The 3,877-nt window shown below is 58.6% G+C and carries 5 protein-coding genes; 1 reads left to right on the forward strand and 4 read right to left on the reverse strand.

Features of this window, described 5'->3' with window-relative positions; genetic code table 11:
- The 4 genes from AC1XOS_RS20860 to AC1XOS_RS20875 form a co-directional block, all read right to left on the reverse strand.
- Positions 1-572, reverse strand: a 572-nt coding sequence (locus AC1XOS_RS20860) for an NADH-quinone oxidoreductase subunit C (protein WP_481964137.1), incomplete at its 3' end; no start/stop codon positions are given.
- Positions 573-578: 6 nt separating this feature from the next.
- Positions 579-1,052 carry an NADH-quinone oxidoreductase subunit B gene (locus tag AC1XOS_RS20865; protein WP_309714624.1) on the reverse strand — a complete coding sequence of 158 codons (474 nt, stop codon included), beginning with the start codon at positions 1,050-1,052 and terminating at the stop codon, positions 579-581.
- A 12-nt stretch (positions 1,053-1,064) separates the two neighbouring features.
- Entirely contained in the window at positions 1,065-1,430 is a 366-nt protein-coding gene (locus tag AC1XOS_RS20870) for an NADH-quinone oxidoreductase subunit A (RefSeq protein WP_481964138.1), read from the reverse strand.
- A gap of 66 nt (positions 1,431-1,496) precedes the next feature.
- Entirely contained in the window at positions 1,497-2,732 is a 1,236-nt protein-coding gene (locus AC1XOS_RS20875) for an MFS transporter (RefSeq protein WP_481964139.1), read from the reverse strand.
- 74 nt (positions 2,733-2,806) lie between these two features.
- Here AC1XOS_RS20875 and AC1XOS_RS20880 point away from each other — a divergent pair.
- A partial coding sequence (locus tag AC1XOS_RS20880; protein ID WP_481964140.1) for a YncE family protein occupies positions 2,807-3,877 on the forward strand: 1,071 nt, incomplete at its 3' end.

Consider the following 3,877-nt stretch of genomic DNA (forward strand, 5'->3'; position numbering starts at 1 on the left):
TCCTCGCCGCCGAGGGGGAAGTCTTTGCGCAACGGATGACCCACCCAGTCGTCGGGCATTAGGATACGGCGCAGGTCGGCGTGGTGGTTAAACGAGATTCCCAGCATGTCGTAGATCTCGCGCTCAGGCCACTCCGCCGCAAGCCAGACGCCACTGGTCGTGTCAATCGTCGGGTCATCCTCACTCACCTGGGCCTTGATCACGATCCGCTTGTAGGTCTTGAGGGAGTAGAGGCTGTAAATAACTTCAAAGCGCGGCTCGGTCCCAAAGCCGAGCAGGTCCACGCCAAAGATATCGGAGACCAGCTTGTACTCCAGCGACGTATGATCGCGCAGCACGGTGAGCAGGCCGACGATGCGCTCTTTGCGAACCGTGAGAAAGTCCTGGCCCCGGAAGCGCTTGCTAGCGACGATCTCCGCGCCGTAGCCTGCCTCCACGAGAGCCTTGACCTCAGGCGAGTCCTCGACCGTGAGATTGGACTCAGCAAGGCGTGTTAGATCGGCCTTAAAAGTCCGCTCGCGAATCGCCAGATCCGAGCCTGATAAACCCAGACGAACATCAACGTCTACCATTTTCTCTTAATATCTCTCGCTAAAGCGCTCTTTGTCAATTTTTTTCTGAAGCTCCATGACAGCATGGATCAGCGCATCAGGGCTTGGGGGGCAGCCGGGGACGTAAATATCCACGGGGACGATCTGGTCCACACCTTGGACGACCGCGTAGTTGTTGAAGACACCGCCATTACTGGCGCAGTCACCCATCGCGATCACCCACTTGGGGTCGGGCATCTGGTCGTAGACTTGGCGCAAGACCGGGGCCATTTTCTTGCAGACGCGCCCACTGACGATCATCAGGTCCGCCTGGCGCGGCGAGGCACGAAACGCCTCGGAGCCGAAGCGCGACATGTCGAAGCGGCTGTCGGTGGAGGCCATCATCTCGATGGCACAGCAGGCAAGCCCAAAAGTGGCGGGCCAGAGGGAGTTTTTACGCCCCCAGTTCACCATCTTGTTTAGCGACGCCGTCAAAAACGGCTGGTCAGTTTCCTGGCTCATGTTCTAAAATTCCTAGCCCCACTCGAAGGCGCCACGACGCCAGATATAGATGTAGCCGACAAACAAAATGGCCACGAAGGTTACCATCTCCGCTAAGTTAAAGAGCATCATGCCTCCACTCGCCCCGTAGGTTACCGCCCAGGGGTAGAGGAAGACCGTCTCAATATCGAAGACAATAAAGAGCATGGCGATGAGATAGAACTTGATCGGGAAGCGCTCTCGCGCCGAGCCGATAGGCGTCACGCCGCACTCGTAAGGGCTGTTTTTTTGCGGCGAAGGACGGCGTGGCCCGAGAACGGCAGAGAGCAAGATAAAGACCGCCGAGAGCACAACGGCGACAAGCCCCATCACCAGTACCGGAATGTAGGAGTTTAGCATGGCATTATTTCTGGGCGATCACGGTCGCCTGACTTTGCGAAGTTTATCACAAACCGCTCTGTAAAATCAATTGCCATCCGTTTTCTCCATCAGTGTTTTTGGAAGAAACGGGATCACTAAGAGCACCAGCGCCGTTGTACCTGCGTTGAGCCAGATGAGGTGGGAGAAGTCAAAGCCATACTTAGTGAACAGCGTCGAGCCGACCCAGTCCGAAAGAGAGTTGGTCAGGTTCCAGACACTCATCATGATCGAGTACCCTAACGCCTCGCTGCCCTTAGGAGTTCCCCGTGCGGCCAGATCATAGACTGGCAGGATCGCTAGGGTTTGGGTGATTCCCTCTAAGGCCGTGATCGCCACTGCCGTCGCGGGTGACTTGTAGAAGTGGTAGAAGAGTGTCCCCAGTGCATGGACGATAATACTTGCTACCAGTAGGGTTTTCATATTGCCCTTCTGGCAGAACTTATGGTAGGCCGTTGCGGTGAGTAGCCCGAACGCCGCCCCGACCAGAGTGAGGTTGCCCAGAAACTGCTTCGAGAGCCCCAGCGTGTTGGTCTGAAAGAAAAACAGCGGCGTATTAAAGCCTGGCGAGGCGGCGATGAGAAAGATCATGAGCGCTGCCGAGAGCACCACTTTACTCTTGACCAACCCGCGAAGCTGCTCGCCTGTCTGTCGCCAGAGGTCTTTGTTGAGAGTGGCTTTCTGCGGCTCCTTCAGCCAGAACCAGACAATCGGGATCAGCGCAAAGTGGAGGGTCGCCGAGAGGCTTAGGGTGAGCAGGAGAGGGAACTTGGCCAGAAAGCCCCCGAGCGGCCCGCCCGCCAGTGCGCCTAGCCGAAACATCCCGATCCGCTGCGCCGTGAGCCGTCCGGCGGCGGCAAAGCGCTGGGCCGTCTCGACCATCACGCCCCCAAATGTCGTGGAGATGATCATCACCATGGTGTAGGTCGTGGCGAAGACCCCGAGCATCAGGTTGTAGTTGCGGGGGACGCTTCCTAAGATCAGCCACCCGATGCCGCAGAGAAATAGGCTCAGAATCAAATACCAGCGGCGGCGCGTGCCAAACAGCGGCACGCTATCGGTGAGAATCCCCGCCAGTGGCTTGATATAGTTGCTAAAGACTCCCAGCGCAAAAAACGCCGAGATCTGCTGCGCATTGAGCCCCAGCTCCTCTTTAAGCACGAACTTCAGCGGTAGGTCGTAGATGGCATAGGCGATATTGGTCAGCCCCCAGCCCAGCGCGAGGAGCAGCGCCATGCGGGAAAATCCAGGAGGGGAGGCGACATCAGTGTCTTTTGCATTCATGCTGGATTGTACGCTAAAAACAGGCTTCGGAAAAACTTAATCCAAAACGGGGTAAGTGCGCGTAAAATAGCACCATGAAGAAGCTCGCAAGTGTTTTGCTCTCCGTCGGAGTTGCAGGTGGTGGTCTCTGGCTCGCCCGCGCCCGACAGACCCGTGTCTCTGCTCCGTTGCCAGTGCCTCTTGCCAATGGTAAGCGCATCACCCCGCTGGGGGAGCAGGTCAATGTTGGCTCTTTCCCGACCACGCTCCTGCCCTCGCCCGATGGAAAGTATGTGATTGTCAGCAGTCTGGGCGCTCGCTCGCAGCTCACGGTTTTAGATGCCAAGACCGGAAAAGTGGTAAGTACGCTCGCTCCCAAGGCTATTGGCAACAAGAAACCGGGCCTGTACTTTGGGCTTGCCTTTGTGGGAAATACTCTCTATGCAGCGCGTGGCTCCGATGATGTGGTGAGCACGCTCCAGCTCTCCCCTGAGGGGACTCTTTCGGAGATGGAAAGTGTGCTACAGGTGCCCAAAGCAGCAGGCGTGGCGGCGGGCGCGGGTTATGTGGCGGTCACGAGCAGTGAGGGCGACCCAAAGAACGGCCTCAAGGGGAGCATGACGCTTTTGGATCCACGGGGCACGCCGAAGAAAATTGGCCTGCCGGGCTACCCACTCGGGGTGGCGTATGCCAGCGGGAAGTTCTATGTCGCCAGCGAGCAAGCCGGTGGCGTGGATGTCATAGACCCCGTGCTAGGGCAAGTGCTACGGCGCATCGAGACAGGTGCGCAGAGCACTAGTTTATTGGTGGATGGCACGCGGCTCTTCGTGGCCAATGCGGGCTCGGACACGGTGAGCGTGGTGGATACGGCGACGGATAGAGTCACCAAGACGATTCTGCTGCGCCCGGCTGAGGCGCGAGGGATTCCTGGGGTGACGCCGCTGGGGATGGCTCTCGCCCCCCCCGCCCCCAAGACTGGGGGAGCCCGTGTTCTCTATGTGGCCTGCGCCGATCTGAATGCGGTGGCGGTTGTTGATCTGAGCTCCGGGAGCCTGCGTGGCTACTTGCCTGCGGGCTGGTACCCGACCGCTGTGGCTTACACGGGCTCCCCCAGTCTTGGGGGCGGGGGGGGCGGTGGCTTGCTGGTCGCCAATGCAAAAGGCGTG

This window comes from Armatimonas sp., assembly GCF_964826245.1.

What these genes read in the sequence shown, in the direction of transcription:
- AC1XOS_RS20865 (WP_309714624.1), bottom strand. Translation starts at nt 1,052, where the DNA reads ATGAGCCAGGAAACTGACCAGCCGTTTTTGACGGCGTCGCTAAACAAG.
- AC1XOS_RS20870 (WP_481964138.1), bottom strand. Translation starts at nt 1,430, where the DNA reads ATGCTAAACTCCTACATTCCGGTACTGGTGATGGGGCTTGTCGCCGTT.
- AC1XOS_RS20875 (WP_481964139.1), bottom strand. Translation starts at nt 2,732, where the DNA reads ATGAATGCAAAAGACACTGATGTCGCCTCCCCTCCTGGATTTTCCCGC.